Raw genomic sequence first — 24,377 nt, 5'->3', positions numbered from 1 at the left:
AATCCGGCGCTCAGGCGCGCGCCACGTCCTTGCGGGTGCGCCACAGCGACCAGCCGACGCCGGCGCCGAGGATGGCGAAGGTGATGCCCAGCGACACGGCGGGCGGGAATTTCGCCAGCCCCATCAGGTCGGCCAGGAACACCTTGGAGCCGATGAAGATCAGCAGCACCGCCAATGCCTGCTTGAGATATTCGAAGCGGTGGATGATCGCCGCCAGCGCGAAGAACAGCGCGCGCAGGCCCAGGATGGCAAAGATGTTCGAGGTGTAGACGATATAGGGGTCGGCGGTGATGGCAAAGACCGCCGGCACCGAATCGACCGCGAAGATCACGTCGGCGATCTCGATCATCACCAGCGCCAACAGCAGCGGCGTGGCGTAACGGCGGATGCGGCCGGTCGCGGGGTCGGACCTCTTCACGACAAAGGCATGGCCGTGCAGTTCGTCGGTCAGCCGCATCCGGCGACGCAGGAACTTCAGGACCGGGTTCGATCCCATGTCATGCTCCTTGTCGCCGATGAACAGCATCTTGATGCCGGTCAGGATCAGGAAGCCGGCAAAGACATAGAGGATCCAGCCATATTGCGCGACCAGCGTCGCACCGACGCCGATCATGATGCCGCGCAGCACGATCACGCCCAGGATGCCCCAGAACAGCACCCGGTGCTGGTAGCGGCGCGGAATCGACAGCGTGGCGAAGATCAGCGCGATGACAAAGACATTGTCCATCGCCAGCGTCTTTTCCACCACGAAGGCGGTCATGTATTCGGCGGCGGCATTGCTGCCCAGCTGATACCAGACGAAGCCGCCGAAAAGCACGCCCAGCGTGACGTAGAAGCCCGAGAGCTTCAGGCTTTCGGCGACGCCGATTTCCTTGTCGCCGCGGTTGAGCACGCCGAGGTCGAAGGCCAGCAACGCCGCGACGAGGCCGACGAAGACCAGCCACAGCCAGATCGGCGTACCGAGAAAGAGGGTCAGGTAGAAAGGTTCCATGCCAGGCTCCACATTGAACGAAAGCCGGTGCGAAGCCTTGGAAGGGAAAGGGTTCCGGGCTGGCACCGAGCAAGGCTCAATGCGGTCCGACATCACGACTGGCGTCGTCAGAGGGGCCCGGTCCGCCCGCCCCAGATAGGGGCTCGGGGCCGGGATGCAAGACCGGGCCAATCGCTTTTCCGGGCGGCGGGCCGATCGGCGGGAACAGCCACCCCTTTTCCTTGGCCCTGCGCGGGACTAACTATCGCCAAGCCTCGCAAAAGGATCGCCCATGCTTTACCAGACCAAGGCCGAATGGCTGGCCGCACCCCGCAAGCGCGTGCTGTTCTTCGGCATGTCCGGGCTGGGCAAGACCTTCCTGGCCTCGATGCTGCGCGGCTCGGGGGAATGGTTCCACTATTCGGTCGATTACCGCATCGGCACCCGCTACATGGGCGAGCTGATCGCCGACAACTTCAAGCGCGAGGCGATGAAGGTGCCCTTCCTGCGCGAACTCTTGCTGTCGGATTCGGTCTATATCGCCAGCAACATCACCTTCGAGAACCTGGCGCCGCTGTCCACCTATCTGGGCAAGCCCGGCAGCGTCACCCGCGGCGGGCTGGAATTTGACGAATATATGCGCCGCCAGGACCAGCACCGGATGGCCGAGATCGCGGCGCTGCTGGATACCGGGCATTTCATCCGCCGCGCGCAGGAGATCTACAACCTGGGCAATTTCGTCTGCGATTCCGGCGGCTCGGTCTGCGAGGTGGTGGACCCCTTTGCCAAGACCGACCCGGTGCTGGACGCGCTGGAGCGCGAATTGCTGCTGGTCTGGATCAAGGGCTCGGACGCGCATACCGAGGAACTGGTGCGCCGCTTCGACCGCGCGCCGAAGCCGATGTATTACCAGCCGGATTTCCTGGACCGGGCCTGGACCGACTACCGGGTCGACAAGGGCCTGCGCGAGGATCAGGTGAATCCCGACGATTTCATCCGCTGGACCTATGCCCGCGCGCTGGCCCATCGCCAGCCGCGCTACGAGGCGATGGCCCGGCGCGGCGTGACGCTGCTGGCCGAGGAGGTGGCACGGGTGACAGGCCCGCAAGACCTGATCGCGCTGATCGGCCATGCCATAGACCGACGGCCCGCCGGCGCCGCCCTTGCCGGAACGATCGACAGAAAGGACGCATGATGCCCATCACCCTGCCCAATGACCTGCCGGCCTATGACATCCTGTCGAACGAAGGCGTCATGGTCATGTCGCCGGGCCGGGCGGCGACGCAGGACATCAGGCCCTTGCGCATCGGGCTTTTGAACCTGATGCCCAAGAAGATCCAGACCGAGAACCAGTTCGCCCGGCTGATCGGCGCCACGCCCCTGCAGATCGACTTTCAGCTGATCCGCATGTCCGACCACGAAAGCCGCAACACCGCGGCCGATCACCTGCAATCCTTCTATCGCCGCTTCTGCGAGGTCGAGGAGACGGGCGAGAAGTTCGACGGGCTCATCATCACCGGCGCGCCCATCGAGCACCTGCCCTTCGAGGCCGTGACCTATTGGGACGAACTGACCCGCGTCTTCGACTGGACGCAAAGCCATGTGCATTCGACCTTCGGCGTCTGCTGGGGCGGCATGGCGATGGCCTGGCATTTCCACCGCCTGGAAAAGCACATGCTGGACCGCAAGGCCTTCGGCTGCTTCCGCCACCGCAACCTGGCGCCCTCCAGCCCCTATCTGCGCGGCTTTTCCGACGACGTGCTGGTTCCCGTCAGCCGCTGGACCGAGGTGCGCCAGGACGAGGTGGACGCCATCCCGGCGCTGACGACGCTGATCGCCTCGGACCAGGTCGGGCCCTGCCTGCTGCAAGACCCCTGCCATCGCGCGCTCTATGTCTTCAACCATTTCGAATATGACAGCACGACGCTGAAGGACGAATACGACCGCGACGCCGCCTCGGGCAAGCCGATCGAGGTGCCGGTGAACTACTACCCGGACGACGACCCGTCGCGCGCGCCGACGAACCGCTGGCGCAGCCATGCGCATCTGCTCTATGGTAACTGGATCAACGAGATCTACCAGACCACCCATTTCGACCTGAACCGCATCGGCGAGGCTTAAGCATGGCCAGCAATGGCGCCAAGGACGGGACCGGCAAGCGGGGATCTCTGCCCGACCTGCCCTTTGTCGGCGCAATCACCCGCTACCTGGAACAGGACGCGCCCGAGGCGCTGCGCAAGACCGTGGCGGCGGCGGACGGCAAGCGCATCCCCGATCCCTCCTATCCTTATGCCGAGGAGATGAAGGGCAAGGATTACGACGAGCGGATGGCCGGGCTGCAATTGCAGCTGGTGCGGCTGATGCGCGACGTGATCCATACCGGCAAGCGCATGGTGGTGCTGTTCGAGGGCCGCGACGCCGCCGGCAAGGGCGGCACCATCGAGCGGGTGCGCGAGAACCTCAACCCGCGCTCGGCCTATATCGTCGCCCTGCCCAAGCCCAGCGAGCGTGAGGCCGGGGAATGGTATTTCCAGCGCTATGTCGACTGGCTGCCCGCCAGGGGCGAGATCGCGCTCTTCGACCGCAGCTGGTACAACCGCGGCGTGGTCGAAAAGGTCTTCGGCTTCTGCACGGATGCACAGCGCGAGACCTTCTTTCGCCAACTGCCGCTGTTCGAGACCATGCTGGTCGATGACGGGGTGATCCTGGTCAAGCTGTGGCTGGAGGTCAGCCGGGCCGAGCAGCTCAAGCGGTTCCTCGACCGCGAGCAGGATCCGCTGAAGCAATGGAAGCTCAGCCCCATCGACGTCGAGGGGCTGGCGAAATGGGACGATTACGGCGCCGCGATCCGGGACACGCTGCTGCGCAGCCATTCCGGCATCGCACCCTGGACGGTGATCCGCGCCGACGACAAGCGCCGCGCCCGCATCGCGGCGATCCAGGCCATCCTGCGCGCGGTCGATTTCGCCGGCCGCGACGACGAGGTAATCGGCCAGCCCGACCCGCAGATCACCGGCGGCCCCGAGATCCTGCCGGGATAGCGGGCAAGGCAGGGGGCAACGATGGATCGGCCGTTCAGGACCACCCCGGCCAACGCGATCGCCCGCAAGGCGGCATGGCTGTGCGCGCTGATTTGGCTGGCGGTCCTCGCCCCGGTCCAGGCACAGGCACAGGCACAGGCACAGGCACAGGCACAGGATCTGCCCGACTGGCAGGACCTGCATGTCAACGATTTCGCCGGGCTGCTCGCGCCCCAGGATGCCCAGGCCCTCGACAGGGCCCTGGCTGGGCTGCGCAAGGATGCCGGTATCCAGGGCACGGTCGTCACCCTGACCGACCGGGCGCGCCACGGCGGGTCCGACGGGCTGGAGCCCTTCGCCACCCGGCTCTTCAACCATTGGGGCGTGGGCGACGGTGCGCGCAGCGACGGCTTCATGGTCCTGGTGCTGGCCGAGAACCGCGAGGCGCGGATCGAACTCGGCCGCGGCTATGAAAACGACGCCGACATCCTGGCGCAGGAGATCATGCGCAACACCATGCTGCCCGCCTTTCGCGACGGCCGGATGTCGCAGGGCATCCGCGACGGCACGCTGGCGGTGATCACGCTGATCGCCCGCCCCGTCGCGACGGGTCAGCCGCTCGGGACGCGCGAACGTGAGCTGATGGACCGTATCGTCCCCCTTGCCTTCGGCGGCGCCTGGCTCCTGATCCTCGGCGCCATCGCCCGGCAGCTCTGGCAACGCAACCGCTGCCCGCGATGCGGGCACCGCGGCCTGGAAACGCAGGTCGCGCCCCTGCAAACCCCGCTGCCCGAGGGCGGCCACATGGTCTCGCATGACGATGTCACGCGGCGCTGCCCGGCCTGCGACTGGTCCGAATCCCGCCAGCGCCTGCGCCGGCAAACGGTCTGGTACGACCCGAACGGCGCCGTGCTGCGCAGCCGGACCAACAGGGCCGCGGGCGGCAACTCGGGCTTCGGCGGCGGCTCGTCGCGGGGCGGCGGCGCCTCGGGGCGCTGGTAGCACCGCCGCGCTTGCGAGGTCGCGGCGGGACGGCTAGCGTCAGGCCAGACTGCCTTCAAGGAAAGCTCCGACATGAAACTTTTCCGCTTCCCCGCCCTGGCGCTCGCGCTTGCCAGCACCAGCCTGACGGCCGCCTGGGCCGCCGATCCCGAACTGACGGTCTTCGACTGGGCCGGGTTCGAGGAGCCGGTGATCTTCCAGGGCTATATCGACAAGCATGGCACCGGCCCGACCTTCGTCTTCTACGGCGACGATGACGAGGCCTATCAAAAGCTCGCCTCGGGCTTCAAAGCCGATGTCGCCCATCCCTGCTCGCAAATGGTGTCGAAATACCGCGATGCCGGGCTGATCGAGCCCTGGGACGTCTCGAAGATCCCCGCCTTCGAAAGCCTCGATGCGAAATTCCTCGATTCGGAAATCTTCAAGGACGACGAGGGTGTCTGGTACATCCCGACCGACTGGGGCGCGACCGCGGTGGCCTATAATACCGAGACCGTGCCGGCCGAGGACGTGGCCAGCCTGAACATCTTCATCGACCCGAAATACCAGGGCCGCACCTCGCTGCCCGATTCGGCCGACGATGTCTGGGCGCTGGCCTATCTGGCCACCGGCACCACCGACTGGACCGAAGTGACCGACGAGCAGTTCGCGGCCGCCGCCGACTGGCTGCGCCAGGCGCATCAGAACGTCGCCGCCTATTGGGCCGACCCGGCCGAACAGGCGCAGCTGATGGCTTCGGGCGCGGTGGACGTGGCCTGGTCCTGGAACGACGGCGTGGTGCTGCTGGAAAACGACGGCTTCCCGGTCGGCTTCCAGCGCGCGGCCAAGGAAGGCAGTTCGACCTTCTTCTGCGGCTTCATCAATTTGAAGAGCGGGCCGGGCAACGAGGACAAGGCCTACGACTTCATCAACGCCTGGCTCGCCCCCGAGGCGGCCAAGGGCCTGCTGGACACGATCGGCTACGGCCATACCTCGACCGTCGCCATGGAGACGATCAAGGACGAGCCGGCGGTGCAGGAAGGGCTGTCGCCCGTGGACGCCCCGATCCTGGCCCAGACCCCGAACGACCCGCAGCAACGCGAAAGGCAGCTGCAGGAATTCGAAAAGATCAAGGCCGGCTTCTGACCGACCCTTGCAGCGCCCCGCCCCGAAAGCGGGGCCTTCCGCCGACGGCACGGCCGCATGGGTATTTCAGGAACGAAGAAGGCCGGGGCGTTGCGCCCCGTTATTCTCCGTTTTCCAAATACCCCATGGGGTGAATTGGTCCGCGCAGCGGGACAAGAGGGGAACAGCGTTCCCCTCCTTGCGCGCGAGAATGGCGGCGCCTATATTCGGCTTGTCCGGGTTCGCCCGGACTATGGACATAAACGCGCAGGTAATAAGCGGATCGGACCCGGGGGCGGTACCCGGCGGCTCCACCATCATCCCTCGTTGGGGGCGCATGGGGCCGAAACAGGATCGACGAACGTCTAAAGCTGTTTGCTTTGTCTCGGTGAGCTACCACCGTCATCGGTGCAAAATGTACAGTTGCCAACGACAACCGTGCTCCGGTGGCTCTGGCTGCGTAAGCAGCTCGGGCAACCGAAACTCAAGCCCTTCCGCCTAGCAGCGTAAGGCGGGGCCCGCAGGAGCCTGGCAACAGAATCCTGCACCTTCCCCCTTTAATCTCTGGTTTTTCGGCGCGCCCGGGCCTATCTCAGGCCACATGCAAGGGAATGCCGCCATGAAAGACCTGACCTCCTCCGATGCCGATGCGCTGATCGCGGATCTGGGCGCAAAGGCGCGCGCCGCCGCCGCCCTGCTGGCCGAGGCCTCGGCCGAGCGCAAGCATGCCGCCCTGATCGGTGCCGCCGATGCGATCCTGAGGGCCGAGGACGCCATCCTCGACGCCAATGCCGAGGACATGCATTACGCCGAGGAGAAGGGCCTCTCCCCCGCCATGCTCGACCGGCTGAAGCTCGATCCCGCGCGCATCCGCACCATGGCCGAGGGGCTGCGCTCGGTCGCGGCGCAAGCGGACCCCGTGGGCCGCGTGCTGGCGGAATGGGACCGGCCAAACGGGCTGCATATCCGGCGCGTCGCGACCCCCCTGGGCGTCATCGGCGTGATCTACGAAAGCCGCCCCAATGTCACCGCCGATGCCGCGGCGCTGGCGCTGAAGGCGGGCAATGCGGTGATCCTGCGCGGCGGCTCGGAAAGCCTGAACAGCTCGGCCGCGATCCACCGGGCGCTGGTGACGGGCCTGACGCAGGCCGGCCTACCCGAGGCGTCGGTGCAGATGGTGCCGACCCGCGACCGCGAGGCCGTCGCCGCCATGCTGCGCGCGCAGGCATTCATCGACGTGATCGTGCCCCGCGGCGGCAAGGGCCTGGTCGGGCTGGTGCAGAAGGAAGCCCGCGTGCCGGTCTTTGCCCATCTGGAGGGCATCTGCCATGTCTATGCCGACCGCGACGCCGACCTGGACAAGGCGCGCCGCGTGGTGCTGAACGCCAAGACCCGGCGCACCGGCATTTGCGGCGCCGCCGAATGCCTGCTGATCGACTGGCAGTTCTACACCAGGCACGGTCCCGTGCTGGTGCAGGATCTGCTGGACGCGGGCGTCGAGGTCCGTGCCGAAGGCGAGCTTGCCAAGGTGCCGGGCACCGTGCCGGCCGAGCCCTCGGATTTCGGGCAGGAGTTCCTGGACAAGATCATCGCGGTAAAGCTGGTCGACGGCGTCGAGGAGGCGATCGCCCATATCCGTCGCTATGGCTCGGGCCATACCGAATCGATCCTGACCGAGAACGACGCCACCGCCGAGCGTTTTTTCAACGGGCTCGACAGCGCCATCCTGATGCAGAACGCCTCGACGCAATTCGCCGATGGCGGCGAATTCGGGATGGGCGCCGAGATCGGCATCGCCACCGGCAAGATGCATGCGCGCGGGCCGGTGGGCGCCGAGCAGCTGACCAGCTTCAAGTATCTGGTCACCGGCGACGGCACCATCCGGACCTGACGCCAACACAAGCCGGGCACTGAAACCCGGTGGGATCCGGGCCTCAGAACGAGATCTCGCCGCCGCTCTCGTCCAGTTCCCAGGCCAGCGGGCGATTGGCGGCGCAGGCGAAACCGGCCAGCAGCGGGAAATGCACCTCGGAGGCGCCCGGTTCGGGCCGCGCCCGGTGCCGATCGGGGCCGAGCCAGGACCACAGCGCCGGATCCGGCCTGATGCGGCTGCTTTCGGCGACCAGCCGCCAGCCCTGGGCACCGCGGCAGACCAGCACGCTGCCGCCCCAGGGCATCGCCGTCTCAAGGCACATCAGCGCCAGCAGGATCAGGCGCGCCTCGATGCGCGGCAGATCGCCCTCGGCCTCCAGCCGCAGGCGGATGCGCCCGCCCCTTTCGACCTCGGCCAGCAGCGCGGCCAGTTCGGCCAGGCCAAGGCGCTGGTCCGGCGCAGCATGGCCGAAGGCCACGCGGAACCAGCGTATCCGCGCCCGCGCCGCCTCGACGCTTTCGGCGATCAACTGCATCTCGGGGCTGTCGTCGATGCCTGGCCAGGCGCCCGAAAGCTGCAGCAGCTCCAGCCCGTTGCCGATCGCCCCCAGGGGCGAGACGATGTCATGGCACAGCCGCGAACCGACCAGCGCGGCAAGCCGCTCGGGCGGCAGGACGTCGGGAGTGCCGAGCGGGCAATGGATTGTCAGATCGTCCATGGAAGGCTAGCCTGCATGATGCTTCAGGAAGGGGCCTAAGATGAATGAAATCCTGGAACCCGGCATGATCGTGCGCCACCCCGGCGCACCCGAATGGGGCACCGGCCAGGTGCAATCGCGCGTCGGCGACCGCATCACCGTGAATTTCACCCATGCGGGCAAGCAGGTGGTGGATGGCAGGCATATCATTCTTATTCTCCTTCCGCCGCTATCGTCCCAATCGACAACCTCCTGAGGCTAGGGTTGCCGAGGCTGGATATCAGTTCTTCTTGGTCAGATAGTCGAAAATGGATTCAGCAACGCCGAGCCTTACATTCCTGACGAGACAAGCATTCTTGGCGCCACACCTAAATCCAACCCTGAACCGCCTGGCAATATTACCCTCATATGCCGCACCTTGCAGCCCGGTGACAGAGCCGACCAAAGCTGCCGACGAGACCGCAGCATGGCGGCCATAGTCTCCAAGACACCGCTTCCCCCGTCGATGAAACCAATGGGTTTGGATGTCACAGGACCGGATTTGTCAGCCGGATTGTCGAGAAAGATCCCCTTGACCCCTCCAAATTCGTAGCGCCGGCCATCAACAGAGAACCCGTTGGGGTATATTTTGAATTCCTTGGTCTTTCCAAAAGTAAACAGATATATTGCGAGAAGCGTCAAGCCGAAAGTTATGGGGTAGAACAGGACGACGTTTTCAGTCCCGCCTGCCGTCACAAACAAGAGAGAGATGACAAGCCAAAACGGCAGAACAAGGACAATCCTTGCGATCCAGCCCATTCCGTCGGTCTTATAAGAGACGCTCATCGAGCCGTCGCTATTCCTCACCTCGGCGAACCCACGGTCGATCTTTGCCGGCGCTTCAGTCATTCGTTATACCCTGCTTTCTATACTTCCTTGAATCGCAAATTGCTTTTGCATCATACTGATCCAATCGCGATCTCCCGCATATGCGGCCATCATTAAAACTGTGTTGCCGGCCGCAACTGCTCGCAGCCGGGCTCTCTGCAAGGGTCAGTGCAGAGTAATTGAACTTTTCCGGCTGTCAATCGCCCCTGAGTTGCCGGGCGGTGCGGCAGTTGCAATGTTCACCGCACCCGCCTAGACACGGAACCAGACGCAACCAGGCAGGGTTCCAGGCCGCAGAGATGACGCCAGAGACGTCCTATTTCACCACAGGCCTGGCCACAGACGAGGCCGACCTTCTGGCCGCGCAGCGCCTGCGCTATCGCGTCTTCGTCGAGGAACTGGGCGGCGACGGCCCGCTGGTCGATCACGTGAACCGCTTCGAGCGGGATGAGTTCGACCCGGTGGTGGATCACCTGGTGCTGGTAGACCACCGCCGCTCGCGCGAGGCATTGGACCATGTGGTCGGCGTCTATCGCCTGTTGCCGGGCGACCGGGCCGAGGCCTTCGGCCGCTTCTATTGCGACAGCGAATACGACCTGGCGCCGCTGCGCGCCTCGGGGCGGTCGCTGCTGGAACTGGGCCGGTCCTGCGTCGATCCGGCCTATCGCGGCGGCTCGGGCATGTTCCTGATGTGGAATGCGCTGGCCGATTACGTGCTGGCGCGCGGGATCGAGATCCTGTTCGGCGTCGCCTCGTTCCACGGCACGGATGTGGAGGCGCTGGCCCAGCCGCTCAGCTGGCTGCACCATCACCACCTGGCGCCCGAGGCGATCCGGCCCCGCGCCCGGCCCGACGGCTATCGTCGCATGGATCTGATCACGCCCCAAGAGCTGGACCGCCGCGCCGCCATGGCTGGCATGCCGGCGCTGATCAAGGCCTATCTGCGGCTGGGCGGCATGGTCGGCGAGGGCGCCTGGCTGGACCGCGCCTTCAACACCACCGATGTCTTCCTGATGGTCGATACCCAGGCCATGTCGGCCAAGCATCGCAAGTTCTACGAGGCCCGGCAGGGGCAATGAGCCAGGGCAACCGCGCCACCTGGCGGGACGAGATCGCGCCGCCGGCCATTCCGCGTCCCGGCGCGCTCGGCTGGCTGCTGGTGCTGCTGCGCGGCGGCGGCATCGTGCTGGTGCTGGCGCTCGGCGTGCTGCTGATCCTGCCGCTGCGCCTGGCCGAGCGGCTGTTCACCGGCCCGCGCCGGCCCCTGACCGGCCCCTGGGTGCAGGGCGTCTGCCGCATCTGCCTGTGGATCATGGGCCTGCGCTGGCGCTGCGTCGGCCGGCCGATGCGCGGCCCCGGCGCGGTGGTGGCGAATCATTCCAGCTGGCTCGACATCTTCGTGCTGAATGCGGCGATGCCGGTGTTCTTCGTCTCGAAATCCGAGGTGGCGGGCTGGCCGGGCATCAATATCCTGACCCGCGTCACCGACACGCATTTCGTCGCCCGCGACCCCCGGCTCGCCCGCGCCCAGGCCGAGGAATTCGCCGCCCGCACCCGCGCCGGCCACCGCCTGCTGTTTTTCCCCGAGGGCACCAGCAGCGACGGACGCCGCGTGCTGCCCTTCAAGCCCACGCTGTTCCAGGGCTTCCTCGACCCGGCCCTGCCCGAGGGGCTGGCGATCCAGCCGATGAGCGCCGCCTATCGCGCGCCCAAGGGCCGCGACCCGCGCTTCTACGGCTGGTGGGGCGACATGGACCTGGGGCCGCATCTTCTGGCGGTGCTGGCGCAATATCCGCAAGGCTCGGTGACAGTGCGGCTGCACGCGCCGATCCCGGTGGCGGAAGAAACCCGCAAGACGCTGGCCGCCAAGGCCGAGGCCTCCGTCCGCGAAGGGTTCGCGGCAGGTTGAACTCTGCCGCATAGCCGGCGCGCGCGCCGCCTGTGACGAGGCCGGCGGGGTATTTGCATGACGGAAATAAACTGGCGCGGGGCCTCATGCGTTCCGTTTTGCAAATACCCCTGCGGCGGCGACACAGGTCCAGCCGGATCCGGATATTTCAAAGCGGCCAGAACAGCGGAATCGTCAGGCAGGCGACGATGCCGCAGATGATGTCCAGAGGCACCCCGACCTTGACGAAATCGCTGAACCTGTAGCCGCCGGGGCCATAGACCATCAGATGCGTCTGATAGCCGATGGGGGTGGCGAAGGCCACCGTGGCCGCGAACATCACCGCCACGACATAGGCGCGCGGATCGTGGCCCAGCGATTTTGCCAGGGCGATGGCCATCGGCGTCAACAGCACTGCGACGGCATTGTTCGACAGCACCTCGGTCATGACGAGGCCGAGGAAATAGACCGCGATCAGCGTGGCAAAGGGCGGCAGGCCGGCAAGATAGGGCGCCACCGCCTCCACCACCAGGTCGACGGTCCCGGTATGCTCCAGCGCCTCGCCCACCGCCAGCATGGCGAAGATCATCGCCAGGAGCCGGGCATCGACAAAGGAGAAGGCCTCTTCGGCATCCACGCAGCGGGTGATCAGGATGATCGCCGCCGCCATGAAGGCCAGCGCCATGATCGGCGCCACGTCCAGTGCCGCCAGCGTGACCACCGACAGCAGGCACAGGATCGCGATCGGCGCCTTGGAGCGGCGAAACGGCCGGGCCGAGGGGCGCGAGACATCGACCAGTTCCATGTCGGCGGCCAGCCGGGCGATATCCTCGGGCGCGCCTTCCAGCAGCAGCGTGTCGCCGACCTGCACCACCAGGTCGTCGAGCTGGCGGCCGATGTTCTGGCTGCGGCGATGTGCGGCCAGCACGTAGACGCCATAGCGCCGCCGCAGGCGCATGTCGCCCAGCCGCCGCCCGACCAGCCGCGCGCCGGGCGAGATCAGCACCTCGACCGTGTCGGTGGCGACCGAGCTGAGCTTGTCGACCATCTGGAAATTCTTGTTGGCCTGCATCTCCAGCAGATCGGCCATTTCCGAGCGCAGCACCACGCGGTCGCCCGGTTCCAGCACCACCTCCGCCAGGTTGCGGCGCAATGAGGCATCACCGCGCAGCACGTCGATCACCCGCACTGCCTCGCGCTTGAAGATCGGCGCCGTCAGCACCGGCTGGCCGGCCAGGCTGGAATCCTCGGGGATGGCGACCTCGGTGAAATATTTCATCTCGCGCCGGGTACCCAGGAAGCCGGCCAGCGAGGTGCGGTTGGGCAGCAGGTGCTTGCCCAGAAGCGCGAAATAGACGATGCCGGCCAGCGTGATGGCGATGCCGACAGGCGCGATCTCGAAGATGGTAAAGGGCACCATGCCCTGCTCGCGCGCCACGCCGTCGACCAGCAGGTTGGTCGAGGTGCCGATCAGCGTCATCATGCCGCCCAGGATGGTGAAATAGCTCAGCGGCATCAAGAGCTTGGAAGGCGAGAACCCCAGCCGCAGCGCCAGCTGGATGAAGATCGGGATCATCACCGCCACCACCGGCGTATTGTTCATGATTGCCGAGGCCAGGATCACGAACAGGAACAGGGCACCGATGGTGAAACGCGGATGGCTGGTCGCGCGCAGGGTGACGAGGCGCGACATCATCTCCAAGGCACCGGTGCGCAGAAGCCCGCCCATGATCAGGAACATGAAGGCGATGGTCCAGGGCGCGGCGTTCGACAGTACCCCGGCCGCATCCTTGATCGGCAAGAGGCCCAGAAGCATCATCACCGCGGCAGTGCCGATGGCGACGACTTCGGGCGGGTGCTTTTCACGGACGAACTCGATGAACATGATGGTCACGATGATCAGCATCGCCACCGCCGCATTGGTTCCGGTCAGTTCAAAGCCCAGCATGCAATCCTGTCCCGTGCGCCGTTAAATCACGGCCCTTTCGATGGGTAATAGAATTATTTTCCCCGCCGCCGCAAGCAAAAGCGCGGGGCGCGCGCGCCCATCAGGCGGGAAGCTGCGTGGCGCCCAGCCTGCCGCCCTGGCGCAGCGGCTGCACCGCGACCGCCTTGCCCGTGCGGTCCTCGGTGGTGACCAGCACGCCCGACAGCGTCGCCTCGCCCTCGGCCGGGGTGAAGCGTTCCGAGGCCATGCCGGTCAGGAAGCGGCGCAGCGGTTCGGCCTTTTCCATGCCGATCACGCTGTCGTAGTCGCCGCACATGCCGGCATCGGTCTGGTATGCGGTGCCGCGGTTCAGGATCATCGTGTCGGCGGTCGGCACATGGGTATGGGTGCCCACGACCAGGCTGGCGCGGCCGTCGCACCAATGGCCCATGGCCATCTTTTCGCTGGTGGCCTCGGCATGGATGTCCACGACCGACGCCTGCACCAGCCCGCCCAGCGGATGCGCGCGCAAAACCGCGTCGATGGCCGAGAAGGGATCGTCGAAGGGCCGCTTCATGAAGACCTGGCCCAGCACCTGCGCGACCAGCACCTTACGGCCGCGCGTCGCCTCGAAGACCCGCGCGCCATGGCCGGGCGCGACCTTGGAATAGTTCAGCGGCCGGATAATGCGCGGCTCGGTCTCGATGAAGGACAGCATTTCCTTCTGGTCGAAGGCATGGTCGCCCAGGGTGATGCAATCGGCGCCGGCTTCCAGGATCAGCTTGGCATGGCCGCCGGTCAGCCCCATGCCGCCCGAGGCGTTTTCGCCGTTCACCACGGTGAAATCGACGCCCAGCCGTTCCTTGAGAGGGCCGAGCCCTTCCGCAATCGCGCGCCGGCCGGCGCGGCCCATCACATCGCCAAGATAGAGAATCCGCATGGGACAGCGTTAGGCGAAAGCCGGGGCACGCTCAAGCCCCGGCGGTGGCAGGAGGGCTCTTACCCCAGCCATGCGCCGAAGGCCGCGCCTGCCAGTGCGACGACGGCGCCCAGCGCCATGCCCGCGGCAAGGCCCGGACGCCGGCGCGGCTCGGGCGGCGGCGGCGGTTCGCGCAGCAGCTCGGGCATGCGGCGCTCCAGGTATTCCGGCAGAAGCGGCGCAAAGCGGCCCAGCACCTGCGCCGCCCGCGTCAGGTCGCGCACCGCCGCATGGGGCCCCAGATTGTCGCGGATATAGCTTTCCACCACCGGCTTGGCGACCTCCCACATGTTGATCTGCGGATCGAGCGAGCGTGCCACGCCCTCGACCACGACCATGGTGCGCTGCAGCAGGATCAGCTCGGTCCGGGTCGCCATGCCGAAGCGTTCGGTCACTTCGAACAGATAGGCCAGCAGGTTCGCCATCGAGATGCGGCTGGCATCGGCACCGAAGATCGGCTCGCCCACGGCGCGCAGGGCGCGGGCGAATTCCTTGATGTCACGGTCGCGCGGCACGTAGCCCGCCTCGAAATGCACCCGCGCGACGCGCTCGTAGTCGCGGCGGATGAAGCCCATCAGGATCTCGGCATAGACGCGGCGGGTATATTCGTCGATCTCGCCCATGATGCCAAAGTCATAGACGATGATGTCGCCGTTCCTGGCCACCTTCAGGTTGCCCTGGTGCATGTCGGCGTGGAAATAGCCGTCGCGCAGCGCATGGCGCAGGAAAAGCTGCAACACCCGCGCGCCAAGCGTCGGCAGGTCATGTCCGGCCGCCCGCAGCGCCGCGACATCGCCCATCGGCACGCCCTCGGCCCAGTCGGTCGTCAGCACGCGCCGGGCGCTGAGGTGCCAATAGGGGGCGGGCACCGCCATCCCCTCGTCGCCCGCGGTGTTCTCGGCAAATTCCGAGGCCGAGGCGGCTTCCAGCCGCAAATCCAGCTCTCCGGTCACCACCGATTCGAAATGGGCGACCACGTCGCGCGGCCTCAGCCGGCGGGTCGATGGCGACAGCCGCTCGATCATGCCGGCGGCGAAATGGAAGGCGTCGATGTCGCGGCGGAAAGCGGCTTCGATGCCGGGGCGCAGCACCTTGACCGCGACCTCGCGGCCGTTGTCGATGCGCCGCGCGCGGTGCACCTGCGCGATCGAGGCCGCCGCCACCGGTTCGGAAAACTCGCTGAACAGCGTCTCGACCGGCCGGCCCAGCTCGGCGGCGACGGTACGGCGGGCCTGGTCTTGCGCAAAGGGTGCCAGCCGGTCCTGGAGCATGGAAAGCTGGTCGGCCAGTTCCACCCCCACCACATCGGGCCGGGTCGACAGGATCTGGCCGAATTTCACGTAAGCCGGCCCCAGCGCGGTGATGGCGCGGGTGACGGGCGGCAGCGCCGGGTCGCCCTTGTAGCCGAGCCAGGCGAAGGGCCAGCCCAGGATGCGGGCGGCGACGCGGATGCCCGCGGGCGCGTTCGCCGCGTCCAGCGCGACCTTCATTGCGCCCGTGCGCTCGAAGGTGGCGCCGGTGCGGATCAGGCGCCAGATGTTGTGGGGGCCGCGCATCGTTACAGCTTCCAGCCCGAATGCAGCGCCGCGATGCCCATGGACAGGTTGCGCCATTGCACGCGGCCGAAGCCCGCCTCGCGGATCATCGCGGCAAAGGTTTCCTGGTCGGGGAACTTGCGGATCGATTCGACCAGGTACTGGTAGCTGTCGCGGTCGTTGGCGACGATCTGGCCCATCACCGGGATCACGTTGAAGCTGTAGCGGTCATAGAGCCATTGCAGCATCGGCACCGGCATCTGGCTGAACTCCAGCACCATCAGCCGGCCGCCGGGACGCAGCACGCGCCGCGCTTCGGCCAGGGCATCGGGGATGCGGGTAACGTTGCGGATACCGAAGCTGATCGTGTAGCGGTCGAAGCTGTTGTCGGCAAAGGGCAGTTGCATCGCATCGCCCGTGACCCAGGCGAGATGCCCGGCCAGCTTGTCGGCCTCGGCGCGCTTGCGGCCCTCGACCAGCATCGACTCGGTCATGTCGCAGACGGTGACGCGGGCGCCCGGCGCGCGCTCCAGAAAGCGAAAGGCGATGTCGCCGGTGCCGCCCGCCACGTCCAGCAGATGCTGGCCGTCGCGCGGCGCCAGCCAGTCCATCATCGCGGTCTTCCAGAGGCGGTGGATACCGCCGCTCATCAGGTCGTTCATCACGTCATAGCGCGAGGCCACGCGCGAGAAGACGCCATGGACCAGCCCGGCCTTGTCCGTCTCGGCCACGGTGCGAAAGCCGAAATGGGTTTCCTTTGGCTCGTCAGGGGTCATGTCGCTTGTCCATCCGTCGTTTCGCGCCCAGATAGTCCGAAAGCGCGCCGCGCGCCATAGCAAGGCCGCGGCGGCACCATGCGACGAACGGGAAGAAAATGCCAGAACTGCCAGAGGTCGAAACCGTCCGGCGCGGCCTTGAGCCGCATCTTGAAGGCCGCGTGATCGCCCGCGCCGAAGCCCGCCGTCCCGACCTGCGCTGGCCGCTGCCGCCCGACCTGGTGCAGGTGCTGACCGGCGCGCGGGTCGTCGCCTTGCGGCGGCGCTCGAAATACATCCTGGCCGAGCTGGAGCATCGCGGCAGTCTGCTTTTGCACCTGGGCATGTCGGGCCGGATGCTGATCGAGGACGAATCACAGGGCGCGTTTCACCGCGACCCGGCCATCCTGCCGCGCCACGACCATGTGGTCTTCTGGACCGACCGGGGCACCCGCATCACCTTCAACGACGCGCGGCGATTCGGCATGGTCGACCTGGTGGCGCCGGGCGCGACCCATCCGCTGCTGGCGCATCTGGGGCCCGAGCCGCTGTCGGACGCCTTTACCCCCGAGGCGCTGGCGGCCGCCCTGGCCGGGCGGCGCATGCCCATCAAGGCGGCGCTGCTCGATCAGCGGATCGTGGCCGGGCTGGGCAATATCTACGTCTCCGAGGCGCTCTATCGCGCCGGCATCGACCCGCGCCGCCTGGCCGGGACGGTCTCGGCACCCGAGACGGCGGCGCTGGTGGGCCATATCCGCGCCGTGCTGGAGGAGGCGATCGCCGCCGGGGGGTCATCCTTGCGCGACCACCGGCAGGCGACGGGCGAGCTGGGCTATTTCCAGCATTCCTTCCGCGTCTATGGCCGCGAGGGCGCCCCCTGCCCGGCACCGGGCTGCGCCGGCGTGGTGCAGCGCATCGTGCAATCGGGCCGGTCGAGCTTTTTCTGCCCGCTCTGCCAGCAGTGAAGCGGCCTTCGGCCGCTGCCTCCGGCGGGGATATTTGGGCAAGAAAGAAGCGGCACTGGCCTTGGCCTCGCGCTTTTGTTACGAGTCGCGGTCAACTTGCTTGCGAAAGGCGAAGAGTCGATGGCTTACCAGACCCTCACCGTCGAGATCGACGATTATGTGGCGCTGATCCGGCTGAACCGGCCCGAGGCGCTGAATGCCCTGAACGCGCAGCTTCTGGGCGAGTTGGGCGATGCGCTGGCCGAGGCAGACCGGAACGAGAAGGTGCGCTGCATCGTCCTGACCGGCAGCGAGAAAGCCTTTGCCGCCGGGGCCGACATCAAGGAAATGGCCGGCAAGAGCTTTGTCGACGTCTATACCGACGACCTGTTCGGCGCCGAGATCGACCGCATCACCGCCACGCGCAAGCCGATCATCGCCGCCGTGTCGGGCTATGCGCTGGGGGGCGGGTGCGAACTGGCCATGGCCTGCGACTTCATCCTCTGCGCAGACAATGCCAAGTTCGGCCAGCCGGAGATCAACCTGGGCGTCATCGCCGGCATCGGCGGCACCCAGCGGCTGACCCGTTTCGTCGGCAAGTCCAAGGCGATGGAGATGCATTTGACCGGCCGGTTCATGGATGCGGCCGAGGCCGAGCGTTCCGGGCTGGTCAGCCGCGTCGTGCCGGCCGCGAAGCTGATCCCCGAGGCGCTGGCCGCGGCCCGCAAGATCGCCGAGAAGGGCCAGATCGCCGTCATGGCCGCCAAGGAGGCGGTGAACCGCGCCTATGAGACCACGCTGCGCGAGGGCATCCTGTTCGAGCGCCGCAGCTTCCAGGCGCTGTTCGCGACCGAGGACCAGAAGGAGGGCATGGCCGCCTTTTTGGAAAAGCGCGAGCCGCAGTTCCGCGACCGCTGATTTGGCGCTTGGCATCAAGGCCGGTCCGCTGTATAGGGCCGGGCTACATGCGCGTGGGCCCGCTTAAGGCAAGAATCATGACCGTCCGTTTTCGCGGACGGCGCCATGGGCTTTGCGCGACCGAGACATGAAGAACAGATAGGACCGCACCCATGGCCAATACGCCCCAGTCGAAGAAACGCGCCCGCCAGATCGAGCGCCGCACCGCCGTCAACAAGGCCCGCCGCTCGCGCATCCGCACCTTCCTGCGCAAGGTCGAGGAAGCCATCGCCGGCGGCAATGCCGAAATCGCCCGCGAGGCGCTGAAGAACGCCCAGCCCGAACTGATGCGCGGCGTGACCAAGGGCGTCATCCACAAGAATACCGCCGCGCGCAAGATGTCGCGCCTCGCGGCCCGCGTTAAGGCCCTGGGCACCGCCTGAGCCGCTGCGGCATTTTCGCAACTATCGGTGGAATACGCCAGGGGCGCGCTCTATCCAGGCGCGCCCTTCCGCATAAGGAAACCGTGGTTTTTTCCCGGTTTTACAGCAATTTCCGCAAGGGCGTCATCTTGCCGTCACGTTGCGAGATTCGATCAGGCAAAGTGACTGTCAAGCGCGAAGATCGGTTGCTGGCCGGGCGGGGTTCTTGCTAGCTTGTTCCCTGCGATTCACCGTCGCGCCTGGGGGACATGCCCTGAACCGTCGGCCGTGCCGCCGAGAGGCAGGGTGGCAGCAGGATCGGACAAGATCCGCTACCGATGAAGCGCAAGCCGGCTGCCACCGGCCTGTGCCGCGTGTCTGCAAGTTTCGGCCGCAAGATGGCCCATGCGTCGCCTTGGCGGCGGGGTCTTCTTGTTGCCGAAACGTATTGCGTTCAGGCCGTGACGCCCGAATCGCCTCACGCCGGAAAATGCCGGCGGCATGTGGGGACAAGAGACGGAACTGGGCGAGATGGACAGACTTTGGGGGCAGGCGCGTGAAGAACTTCAGAAGATCGTCGGAGCCGACAGTTTCTCGACCTGGATCGAGCCCCTGCGCCTGACCGGCGTCGAGGACGGCACCGCCACCATCGCCTGCCCGACCCGTTTCCTGTCCGACTGGGTCTCGCGCCATTACAGCGACGACATCCTGAAGGTTCTGGACCGCATGGGCGGCCCCGTGCAGCGCCTGAGCTTCGAGACCCGCAGCCAGACCGCCCGCCAGGTTGCGGCCCCCGCCGTCAAGCGCCCCGCCCCCCGTCCCGCCGGCGAGGAGGAGCTGGCCGCGCCGCTCGACAGCCGCTTCACCTTCGAGAACTTCGTCGTCGGCAAGCCCAACGAGCTGGCCCATGCCGCCGCCCGCCGCGTGGCCGAGGGCGGTCCCGTCACCTTCAACCCGCTTTTCCTTTACGGCGGCGTCGGCCTGGGCAAGACCCACCTGATGCATGCCATCGCCCGCGAGATCCAGATCCGCCAGCCCGAGGCGCGGGTGCTTTACCTGTCGGCCGAGCAGTTCATGTATCGCTTTGTCCAGGCGCTGCGCGACCGCACGGTGATGGATTTCAAGGAACTGTTCCGCACCGTTTCGGTGCTGATGGTCGACGACGTGCAGTTCATCGCCGGCAAGGATTCCACGCAGGAGGAATTCTTCCACACCTTCAACACCCTGGTGGACCAGGGCAAGCAGATCGTCATCTCGGCCGACCGCGCGCCGGGCGAGATCAAGGACATGGAGGAGCGCATCAAGTCGCGCCTGCAATGCGGCCTGGTCGTGGATCTGCACCCGACCGATTACGAGCTGCGCCTGGGCATCCTGCAAAGCAAGACCGACAGTTTCCGCGCCCAGTATCCCGGCTTGCAGATCGCGCCGGGCGTGCTGGAATTCCTGGCCCATCGCATCACCTCGAACGTCCGGGTACTGGAGGGCGCGCTGCAGCGGCTTTTCGCCTTTGCCAGCCTGATGGGGCGCGAGATCACGCTGGACATGACCCAGGAATGCCTGGCCGACATTCTGCGCGCCAACGACCGCAAGGTCTCGATCGAGGAGATCCAGCGCAAGGTTGCCGAGCATTACAACATCCGCCTGGCCGACATGATCGGGCCCAAGCGGGTGCGCACCGTTGCCCGGCCGCGGCAGATCGCCATGTACCTGTCCAAGCAGATGACCTCGCGCAGCCTGCCCGAGATCGGGCGCCGCTTCGGCGGGCGCGACCATACCACCATCATGCATGGCGTGAAGAAGATCGAGGAGCTGCGCAGCGCCGACCGCAGCCTGGCCGAGGATATCGACCTGCTGCGCCGCCTGCTGGAGGCGTGAACGCATCCGCTTGACCTTGCGCGGGATTGTGCCACATTGGCGCCCCGCGTCGCCGGGTGCGGGAGAGGCCAGAACGACATAAGGGTTGACCATGAAATTTTCGATCGAACGTGCCGATCTGGTGAAGGCCGTTTCCCAGGCCCAGTCCGTCGTCGAACGCCGCAACACCATTCCGATCCTGGCCAATGTGCTGATCGAAGCCACGCCCGAAGGCGTCAGCTTCCGCGCCACCGACCTGGATACCGAGATCGTGGACCGCGCCGCGGCGCAGGTCGAGCGGCCCGGCGCCACCACCGTCTCGGCCGGGATGCTCAACGACATCGCCCGCAAGCTGCCGGACGGCGCGCTGGTGCAGCTTAGCCTGGATGCCGCCTCGGGACGGCTTTCGGTGCAGGCGGGACGGTCGAACTTCAGCCTGGCGACGCTGCCGCGCGAGGATTTCCCGGTCATGTCCTCGTCGGAATACAGCGCGAATTTCTCGGCCCCCGCGGCGGTTCTGCGCCGGCTGTTCGACAAGTCGAAATTCGCCATCTCGAACGAGGAGACCCGCTATTACCTGAACGGCGTCTACATGCATGTCGCGCAGGCCGAGGACGGGCCCAGCCTGCGCTGCGTCGCGACCGACGGCCACCGGCTGGCCCGGATCGACGCGCCGCTGCCCATGGGCGCCGAGGACATGCCGGGGGTGATCGTGCCGCGCAAGACCGTGGCCGAGCTGCGCAAGCTGCTGGACGACGACGAGGCCGAGATCGCGGTCTCGGTCAGCGAGACCAAGGTGCGCTTCGCCACGCCCACCATCACGCTGACCTCGAAGGTGATCGACGGCACCTTCCCGGATTATTCCCGCGTGATCCCCGCAGGCAACGCGCGCAAGCTGGAAGTCGATGCCGGCGATTTCGCCAAGGCGGTGGACCGGGTGGCCACCGTCAGCAGCGAACGTTCGCGCGCCGTCAAGCTGTCCCTGGACGAGGACCGGCTGGTGCTGTCGGTGAATGCCCCCGACGCCGGCGCGGCGGACGAGGAACTGCCGGTCGCTTATGCCGACGAGCCGCTGGAGATCGGCTTCAACGCCAAATACCTGCACGAGATCGCCAGCCAGATCGAGCGCGAGAACGCGGTGTTCCTGTTCAACGGCTCGGGCGACGCGGCGCTGATCCGCGAGGGCGGCGACACCAGCGCGGTCTATGTCGTCATGCCGATGCGCGTGTGACGCTGACCCGGCTGCACCTGACCCAGTTCCGCAGCTGGGCCAGGCTGGAGATCGAGACCGACCGCCGCCCCGTCGCCATCCATGGCCCGAACGGGGCGGGCAAGACCAATATCCTGGAAGCCATCTCGATGCTCTCGCCCGGGCGGGGCATGCGCGGCGCCGCGCCCGGCGACCAGGCCCGCAAGGGGCCGGATGTCGGCTGGCAGATCCGGGCCCGGATCGGCGAACAGGAGGTCGCGACCCGCGCCCTGCCCGGCCAGCCGCGCGAGGTGGTGATCGACGACAAGCCCGCGACCCAGCTGGCGCTTGGCCGGCTGATGCGGGTGATCTGGCTGACCCCCGCCATGGACCGGCTGTGGACCGATGCGCCCGAACAGCGGCGGCGTTTCCTGGACCGGATCACGCTCAGCTTCGCGCCGGGCCATGCCGAGGATGCGCTGGCCTATGACAAGGCCATGCGCGAGCGCAACCGGCTGCTGCGCGACGAGGTGCGCGACGCCGGCTGGTATCGCGCGCTGGAGACGCAGATGGCCGAGGCGGGCGCGGCGCTGACGCGCAACCGGCTGGAGGCCATCGCCCGGATCATGGCGGCGCAGGATGGGGCCGGGACCGCCTTTCCCTCGGCCAGCCTGACCCTGCTGCCGGGCGAAGGCGCGGCCGACGACCCCGACGCACCGAGCATCGCCGCCCGCCTGGCCGAGGGGCGCAACCGCGACATGGCGGCCGGCCGCACGCTGAGCGGCCCGCATCGCGCCGATCTGGGCGCGCATTGGGGGCCGCAGGCCATGCCCGCCGCGCTGTCCTCGACCGGCGAGCAAAAGGCGCTGCTGCTGTCGCTGATCCTGGCCAATGCCCGCGCGCTGGAGGGTGAAAGCCCGGTGCTGCTGCTGGACGAAGTCGCGGCGCATCTGGATGCCGACCGCCGCGCAGCACTTTACGACGAGATCTGCGCTCTCGATGCGCAAGCCTGGCTGACCGGGACCGGGCCGGAGCTGTTCGAGGCGCTGCGCGGCCGGGCACAGACCCTTGCGGTCGCGCGCGAGGGCGACATGTCGCTGCTGATCGGGGACGGCATGTGAGGGGCCGGACCCCATGCGGACGGCCCGCAATCTGCCGGCCCGGCTGCCCCGGCGCGATGGACAGCCAGGCGCGAGAACGGGCTCTCCGTCCCTGCCGCCGAGGGGTCGCCGAGGTTCTTTTGGGTATTTGTCAAACGGTGAAGCGCATCAGGCGTCGAGATCGATCCAGACCGGGACATGGTCGCTGGGCTTGTCCTTGGCGCGTTCGTCGCGGTCGATGCCGACGTCGATCAGTAGGTCGGCGGCTTGCGGCGACAGCAGCGCATGGTCGATGCGGATGCCGTTGTCCCTTTGCCAGGCGCCCGCCTGGTAGTCCCAGAAGGTGAAGGGACCGCGCGTGCTGCCCGGATGGCGCAGACGCACCGCATCGGCCCAGCCGTCAAAGAGGATGCGGCGCAACGCGGCGCGGCTTTCGGGCTGGAACAGCGCATCGTCCAGCCATTTTTCCGGGAAGGCGGCGTCGCGGGGTTCGGGGATGACGTTGTAATCGCCCAGCATCACCGCCGGCATCTCGGTCGCCAGCAGCGCCTTGCCCCGCGCGCGCAGCCGCTCCATCCAGGCCAGCTTGTAGTCGAATTTCGGCCCCGGCTGCGGGTTGCCGTTCGGCAAATAGAGCCCGGCGATGCGCAGCGCGCGATGGCCGACCACAGTCGCCTCGATATAGCGGGCCTGCTCGTCCGTCTCGTCGCCCGGCAGGCCGCGGCTGACATCCTCCAGCGGCAGCTTGGACAGGATGGCGACGCCGTTGAAGCCCTTTTGCCCGTGGGTTTCGATATTGTAGCCCAAGTCGGCGATGGGTTCGCGCGGGAAGCCCTCGTCCTGGGTCTTGATCTCTTGCAGGACCACGACATCGGGCTGGGCGTCGGCGAGCCAGCCGGTCAGGGTCTCGATACGGGCGCGGACGCCGTTGATGTTGAATGTCGCGATCTTCATGCGCGCGAGACTAGCCGGCCCTGCGCGCCCGCGCCAGACCGGATCGAAAACCCGCGGTCAGATCGAAAACGAGGTGCCGCAGCCGCAGGACGAGCTGGCATTGGGGTTGTCGATGGTGAAGCGGGCGCCGATCAGCTCGTCGGCGAAATCGATGGTGGCGCCGGCCAGGAAAGGCAGCGAGACCGGATCAACCACGACGCGCTGGCCGGCACCGCTGAGCACCAGGTCGTCCTCGGCCGCCTCGTCCAGGCGGATGTCATACTGGAACCCCGAGCAGCCGCCGCCCGCGACCGCGACCCGCAGGGGCCGGGCAGGGCCGCCCTCGTTGATTTCGGCCAGGCGCGCAAACGCGCGTTCGGTGACCCTGGGGGGCAGGTTCAGACCTGTGTTCATGGGGCGT

General features: G+C 67.0%; 24 protein-coding genes and 1 other RNA gene. 16 read left to right on the top strand and 9 right to left on the bottom strand.

Going from position 1 to position 24,377, the window contains the following annotated elements:
- Positions 1 to 10: 10 nt before the first annotated feature.
- Complete coding sequence (locus tag ACDP63_RS09875) at positions 11 to 991, bottom strand: TerC family protein (protein ID WP_024843488.1); 981 nt, start codon at positions 989 to 991, stop codon at positions 11 to 13.
- 271 nt (positions 992 to 1,262) lie between these two features.
- Between ACDP63_RS09875 and ACDP63_RS09870 the strand changes: the two genes are divergently transcribed.
- From ACDP63_RS09870 to ACDP63_RS09840, 7 genes are all read left to right on the top strand, one after another.
- Positions 1,263 to 2,165, top strand: coding sequence for a hypothetical protein (locus ACDP63_RS09870; protein ID WP_024843487.1), 903 nt, complete (start codon positions 1,263 to 1,265; stop codon positions 2,163 to 2,165).
- Entirely contained in the window at positions 2,165 to 3,091 is a 927-nt protein-coding gene (gene metA / locus ACDP63_RS09865) for a homoserine O-succinyltransferase (protein WP_024843486.1), read from the top strand. Before ACDP63_RS09870 ends, metA begins: the two co-directional genes overlap by 1 nt.
- 2 nt (positions 3,092 to 3,093) lie before the next feature.
- The gene (ppk2, locus tag ACDP63_RS09860) at positions 3,094 to 4,011 is read left to right on the top strand and encodes a polyphosphate kinase 2 (protein ID WP_051419747.1); all 918 of its coding nucleotides are present in this window, start codon (positions 3,094 to 3,096) and stop codon (positions 4,009 to 4,011) included.
- A 21-nt stretch (positions 4,012 to 4,032) separates the two neighbouring features.
- Positions 4,033 to 4,992 (top strand): TPM domain-containing protein, encoded by a 960-nt coding sequence (locus tag ACDP63_RS09855; RefSeq protein ID WP_409928009.1) that lies wholly within the window; start codon positions 4,033 to 4,035, stop codon positions 4,990 to 4,992.
- Positions 4,993 to 5,064: 72 nt separating this feature from the next.
- Positions 5,065 to 6,117 (top strand): PotD/PotF family extracellular solute-binding protein, encoded by a 1,053-nt coding sequence (locus ACDP63_RS09850; RefSeq protein WP_024843483.1) that lies wholly within the window; start codon positions 5,065 to 5,067, stop codon positions 6,115 to 6,117.
- A 174-nt stretch (positions 6,118 to 6,291) separates the two neighbouring features.
- Positions 6,292 to 6,645, top strand: a transfer-messenger RNA (tmRNA) gene (gene ssrA, locus ACDP63_RS09845).
- Between the two features lie 70 nt (positions 6,646 to 6,715).
- Positions 6,716 to 7,987, top strand: coding sequence for a glutamate-5-semialdehyde dehydrogenase (locus ACDP63_RS09840; protein WP_024843482.1), 1,272 nt, complete (start codon positions 6,716 to 6,718; stop codon positions 7,985 to 7,987).
- Positions 7,988 to 8,030: 43 nt separating this feature from the next.
- Here ACDP63_RS09840 and ACDP63_RS09835 read toward each other — a convergent pair whose 3' ends face one another.
- The gene (locus ACDP63_RS09835; RefSeq protein ID WP_024843481.1) at positions 8,031 to 8,687 is read right to left on the bottom strand and encodes a histidine phosphotransferase family protein; all 657 of its coding nucleotides are present in this window, start codon (positions 8,685 to 8,687) and stop codon (positions 8,031 to 8,033) included.
- Positions 8,688 to 8,727: 40 nt separating this feature from the next.
- Between ACDP63_RS09835 and ACDP63_RS09830 the strand changes: the two genes are divergently transcribed.
- A complete protein-coding gene (locus tag ACDP63_RS09830) occupies positions 8,728 to 8,922 on the top strand; it encodes a DUF3553 domain-containing protein (protein ID WP_024843480.1) in 195 nt (64 codons plus the stop codon).
- A gap of 74 nt (positions 8,923 to 8,996) precedes the next feature.
- Here the strand turns inward: ACDP63_RS09830 and ACDP63_RS09825 are convergent, their stop codons facing one another.
- Positions 8,997 to 9,554 carry a hypothetical protein gene (locus ACDP63_RS09825; protein ID WP_024843479.1) on the bottom strand — a complete coding sequence of 186 codons (558 nt, stop codon included), beginning with the start codon at positions 9,552 to 9,554 and terminating at the stop codon, positions 8,997 to 8,999.
- Positions 9,555 to 9,832: 278 nt separating this feature from the next.
- Here ACDP63_RS09825 and ACDP63_RS09820 point away from each other — a divergent pair, with 278 nt between their 5' ends.
- Both ACDP63_RS09820 and ACDP63_RS09815 read left to right on the top strand, forming a co-directional pair.
- Positions 9,833 to 10,612, top strand: a complete 780-nt coding sequence (locus ACDP63_RS09820; RefSeq protein WP_024843478.1) for a GNAT family N-acetyltransferase — start codon at positions 9,833 to 9,835, stop codon at positions 10,610 to 10,612.
- Positions 10,609 to 11,442 carry a lysophospholipid acyltransferase family protein gene (locus tag ACDP63_RS09815; protein ID WP_024843477.1) on the top strand — a complete coding sequence of 278 codons (834 nt, stop codon included), beginning with the start codon at positions 10,609 to 10,611 and terminating at the stop codon, positions 11,440 to 11,442. Before ACDP63_RS09820 ends, ACDP63_RS09815 begins: the two co-directional genes overlap by 4 nt.
- A 148-nt stretch (positions 11,443 to 11,590) precedes the next feature.
- Here the strand turns inward: ACDP63_RS09815 and ACDP63_RS09810 are convergent, their stop codons facing one another.
- From ACDP63_RS09810 to ubiE, 4 genes are all read right to left on the bottom strand, one after another.
- Positions 11,591 to 13,369, bottom strand: a complete 1,779-nt coding sequence (locus tag ACDP63_RS09810) for an SLC13 family permease (RefSeq protein WP_024843476.1) — start codon at positions 13,367 to 13,369, stop codon at positions 11,591 to 11,593.
- Positions 13,370 to 13,469: 100 nt separating this feature from the next.
- On the bottom strand, positions 13,470 to 14,288 hold the full coding sequence (locus ACDP63_RS09805) for a YmdB family metallophosphoesterase (protein ID WP_024843475.1): 819 nt from the start codon (positions 14,286 to 14,288) through the stop codon (positions 13,470 to 13,472).
- Positions 14,289 to 14,347: 59 nt separating this feature from the next.
- The gene (gene ubiB / locus ACDP63_RS09800) at positions 14,348 to 15,883 is read right to left on the bottom strand and encodes a 2-polyprenylphenol 6-hydroxylase (protein ID WP_024843474.1); all 1,536 of its coding nucleotides are present in this window, start codon (positions 15,881 to 15,883) and stop codon (positions 14,348 to 14,350) included.
- A gap of 2 nt (positions 15,884 to 15,885) precedes the next feature.
- Positions 15,886 to 16,638: a bifunctional demethylmenaquinone methyltransferase/2-methoxy-6-polyprenyl-1,4-benzoquinol methylase UbiE gene (gene ubiE, locus ACDP63_RS09795; protein ID WP_024843473.1), complete on the bottom strand. Its 753-nt coding sequence runs from the start codon at positions 16,636 to 16,638 to the stop codon at positions 15,886 to 15,888.
- 98 nt (positions 16,639 to 16,736) lie between these two features.
- Between ubiE and mutM the strand changes: the two genes are divergently transcribed.
- From mutM to recF, 6 genes are all read left to right on the top strand, one after another.
- Positions 16,737 to 17,582: a bifunctional DNA-formamidopyrimidine glycosylase/DNA-(apurinic or apyrimidinic site) lyase gene (gene mutM / locus ACDP63_RS09790; RefSeq protein ID WP_024843472.1), complete on the top strand. Its 846-nt coding sequence runs from the start codon at positions 16,737 to 16,739 to the stop codon at positions 17,580 to 17,582.
- Positions 17,583 to 17,702: 120 nt separating this feature from the next.
- Positions 17,703 to 18,479 (top strand): enoyl-CoA hydratase, encoded by a 777-nt coding sequence (locus ACDP63_RS09785; protein WP_024843471.1) that lies wholly within the window; start codon positions 17,703 to 17,705, stop codon positions 18,477 to 18,479.
- Positions 18,480 to 18,631: 152 nt separating this feature from the next.
- Positions 18,632 to 18,901, top strand: a complete 270-nt coding sequence (rpsT, locus tag ACDP63_RS09780; RefSeq protein WP_024843470.1) for a 30S ribosomal protein S20 — start codon at positions 18,632 to 18,634, stop codon at positions 18,899 to 18,901.
- Positions 18,902 to 19,411: 510 nt separating this feature from the next.
- Entirely contained in the window at positions 19,412 to 20,755 is a 1,344-nt protein-coding gene (gene dnaA / locus ACDP63_RS09775; protein WP_028710616.1) for a chromosomal replication initiator protein DnaA, read from the top strand.
- 91 nt (positions 20,756 to 20,846) lie between these two features.
- Complete coding sequence (gene dnaN / locus ACDP63_RS09770; protein ID WP_024843468.1) at positions 20,847 to 21,965, top strand: DNA polymerase III subunit beta; 1,119 nt, start codon at positions 20,847 to 20,849, stop codon at positions 21,963 to 21,965.
- On the top strand, positions 21,962 to 23,044 hold the full coding sequence (gene recF / locus ACDP63_RS09765; protein ID WP_024843467.1) for a DNA replication/repair protein RecF: 1,083 nt from the start codon (positions 21,962 to 21,964) through the stop codon (positions 23,042 to 23,044). Before dnaN ends, recF begins: the two co-directional genes overlap by 4 nt.
- Positions 23,045 to 23,191: 147 nt before the next feature.
- Here recF and xth read toward each other — a convergent pair whose 3' ends face one another.
- Together xth and ACDP63_RS09755 are read right to left on the bottom strand one after the other, a co-directional pair.
- Positions 23,192 to 23,977 carry an exodeoxyribonuclease III gene (gene xth / locus ACDP63_RS09760; protein WP_024843466.1) on the bottom strand — a complete coding sequence of 262 codons (786 nt, stop codon included), beginning with the start codon at positions 23,975 to 23,977 and terminating at the stop codon, positions 23,192 to 23,194.
- Between the two features lie 57 nt (positions 23,978 to 24,034).
- Positions 24,035 to 24,370 carry a HesB/IscA family protein gene (locus ACDP63_RS09755; RefSeq protein ID WP_177209337.1) on the bottom strand — a complete coding sequence of 112 codons (336 nt, stop codon included), beginning with the start codon at positions 24,368 to 24,370 and terminating at the stop codon, positions 24,035 to 24,037.
- Positions 24,371 to 24,377 lie beyond the last annotated feature (7 nt).

Origin of the sequence: Paracoccus sp. P2 (genome assembly GCF_046335115.1) — a bacterium.
GTDB classification, from domain to species: Bacteria; Pseudomonadota; Alphaproteobacteria; order Rhodobacterales; family Rhodobacteraceae; genus Paracoccus; species Paracoccus pantotrophus.
The sequence above is the reverse complement of the archived record's forward strand: the minus strand, read 5'-3'. Positions and strand labels throughout refer to the sequence as shown.

Coding starts and splice junctions, on each gene's coding strand:
- ubiE (WP_024843473.1), bottom strand. CDS start 16,638: ATGACCCCTGACGAGCCAAAGGAAACCCATTTCGGCTTTCGCACCGTG.
- ACDP63_RS09815 (WP_024843477.1), top strand. CDS start 10,609: ATGAGCCAGGGCAACCGCGCCACCTGGCGGGACGAGATCGCGCCGCCG.
- ACDP63_RS09850 (WP_024843483.1), top strand. CDS start 5,065: ATGAAACTTTTCCGCTTCCCCGCCCTGGCGCTCGCGCTTGCCAGCACC.
- mutM (WP_024843472.1), top strand. CDS start 16,737: ATGCCAGAACTGCCAGAGGTCGAAACCGTCCGGCGCGGCCTTGAGCCG.
- dnaN (WP_024843468.1), top strand. CDS start 20,847: ATGAAATTTTCGATCGAACGTGCCGATCTGGTGAAGGCCGTTTCCCAG.
- dnaA (WP_028710616.1), top strand. CDS start 19,412: ATGGACAGACTTTGGGGGCAGGCGCGTGAAGAACTTCAGAAGATCGTC.
- rpsT (WP_024843470.1), top strand. CDS start 18,632: ATGGCCAATACGCCCCAGTCGAAGAAACGCGCCCGCCAGATCGAGCGC.
- metA (WP_024843486.1), top strand. CDS start 2,165: ATGCCCATCACCCTGCCCAATGACCTGCCGGCCTATGACATCCTGTCG.
- ppk2 (WP_051419747.1), top strand. CDS start 3,094: ATGGCCAGCAATGGCGCCAAGGACGGGACCGGCAAGCGGGGATCTCTG.
- ACDP63_RS09855 (WP_409928009.1), top strand. CDS start 4,033: ATGGATCGGCCGTTCAGGACCACCCCGGCCAACGCGATCGCCCGCAAG.
- ACDP63_RS09820 (WP_024843478.1), top strand. CDS start 9,833: ATGACGCCAGAGACGTCCTATTTCACCACAGGCCTGGCCACAGACGAG.
- ubiB (WP_024843474.1), bottom strand. CDS start 15,883: ATGCGCGGCCCCCACAACATCTGGCGCCTGATCCGCACCGGCGCCACC.
- xth (WP_024843466.1), bottom strand. CDS start 23,977: ATGAAGATCGCGACATTCAACATCAACGGCGTCCGCGCCCGTATCGAG.
- ACDP63_RS09840 (WP_024843482.1), top strand. CDS start 6,716: ATGAAAGACCTGACCTCCTCCGATGCCGATGCGCTGATCGCGGATCTG.
- ACDP63_RS09830 (WP_024843480.1), top strand. CDS start 8,728: ATGAATGAAATCCTGGAACCCGGCATGATCGTGCGCCACCCCGGCGCA.
- ACDP63_RS09875 (WP_024843488.1), bottom strand. CDS start 991: ATGGAACCTTTCTACCTGACCCTCTTTCTCGGTACGCCGATCTGGCTG.
- ACDP63_RS09870 (WP_024843487.1), top strand. CDS start 1,263: ATGCTTTACCAGACCAAGGCCGAATGGCTGGCCGCACCCCGCAAGCGC.
- ACDP63_RS09825 (WP_024843479.1), bottom strand. CDS start 9,554: ATGACTGAAGCGCCGGCAAAGATCGACCGTGGGTTCGCCGAGGTGAGG.
- ACDP63_RS09835 (WP_024843481.1), bottom strand. CDS start 8,687: ATGGACGATCTGACAATCCATTGCCCGCTCGGCACTCCCGACGTCCTG.
- ACDP63_RS09785 (WP_024843471.1), top strand. CDS start 17,703: ATGGCTTACCAGACCCTCACCGTCGAGATCGACGATTATGTGGCGCTG.
- ACDP63_RS09755 (WP_177209337.1), bottom strand. CDS start 24,370: ATGAACACAGGTCTGAACCTGCCCCCCAGGGTCACCGAACGCGCGTTT.
- ACDP63_RS09810 (WP_024843476.1), bottom strand. CDS start 13,369: ATGCTGGGCTTTGAACTGACCGGAACCAATGCGGCGGTGGCGATGCTG.
- ACDP63_RS09805 (WP_024843475.1), bottom strand. CDS start 14,288: ATGCGGATTCTCTATCTTGGCGATGTGATGGGCCGCGCCGGCCGGCGC.